Source organism: Crenobacter sp. CS_VA4 (genome assembly GCF_055597485.1).
The window spans coordinates 1-1,052 of the sequence record NZ_JBVMAE010000075.1; the positions used below are offsets into that span (position 1 = coordinate 1).

The 1,052-nt window shown below is 56.0% G+C and carries 2 protein-coding genes; one reads left to right on the top strand and one right to left on the bottom strand.

Translation table 11 applies throughout. The features are described 5' to 3' along the window. Positions 1-589 (bottom strand): hypothetical protein (locus ACZ2IA_RS22745; RefSeq protein WP_470294864.1); only part of this gene is annotated, 589 nt, incomplete at its 3' end. 71 nt (positions 590-660) lie between these two features. On the opposite strand from ACZ2IA_RS22745, the gene ACZ2IA_RS22750 reads away from it, so the two are divergent. Then, on the top strand, positions 661-885 hold the full coding sequence (locus ACZ2IA_RS22750; RefSeq protein ID WP_470294865.1) for a hypothetical protein: 225 nt from the start codon (positions 661-663) through the stop codon (positions 883-885). Positions 886-1,052: the final 167 nt, after the last annotated feature.

A 1,052-nucleotide genomic window follows, 5' to 3' on the forward strand; every position in this document is an offset into this window, starting at 1 on the left:
CGCCGCCGCCAAGCAGCCCTGACAGGACCGGACCAACGATCGGCAAGCCACCCTCATGGCCACCGTGGTGGTCGTCATCGCCACCAAGCAACCCGGACAACACCGGACCGACGATCGGCAGGCCATCGCCTTTATCGCCGAGCCGCTCTACTTTGTCGCCAATCCGCTCCACCTTATCGCCAACCAACTCCGCCACCTCTGACACGACCGGGCCGAGGTGACCGCCGAGCCGCTCTACTTTGTCGCCGACCCGCTCCACCTTATCGCCGACCAACTCCGCCACTTCCGACAGCACCGGGCCCAAGATCGGCAGGCCATTGTGGCCATGGCCGCCACCGTGATTACCGCCGCCGCCATGGTCGTCGGACCCTCCGCCATTCGAACCGCCGTGCGAGCCACCGTTATCTGCTACGGGACCGGGACCACCACCGTCATCGTCACTGCCGCCTCCAGACGGTGCATGGTCTACTGCCTCACTGCTATTGCCATTAGTTGTATGGGAGCCACCCGATGAGCCAGCGGATGCGCCACCGGCAAAGCACAGAGCGACCAAGGATGCCAACAAAAGCTGTCGATTTTTCGCTTCCATCTAACAATTCCTTTGCAAACAAATGATATTAAATGTTTCAACCAACAGCTTATCAAGGGAGGATTTCGAGTATGGAACACGCCAACCGAAATGCAATTAGAATGGCATTGGAAAATTCTGAGCTAGATGCTTCTGCTGTAACTTTCAGAAGAAAACTAGATGTATCGGCGAAGCGACGCTTTCGGCTAAGCGCTTCAAAAATAAAACATATGTCATCATTTGTTTTAATCGATGCTTATCAAAACAGGTTCCGAGCATGGCCCGCGTCAATCAAAATACAATCAAAGCAGCATTGAAAAATTCTGCACTAGGGTGAGTTGACTGTTGCGCTGGCAGGCTGAAGCCGGAACGGGAGATGGCTGCAGGCGGTAAGTTTACGACGCGCCAAAGCACAAAGCCCCGACTCGATGAGCCGGGGCTTTGGGTGCTTCGCAGCCGAGCTGCAAAGCGAATGGGGAGTCTG

What these genes read in the sequence shown, in the direction of transcription:
- ACZ2IA_RS22750 (WP_470294865.1), top strand. Translation starts at nt 661, where the DNA reads ATGGAACACGCCAACCGAAATGCAATTAGAATGGCATTGGAAAATTCT.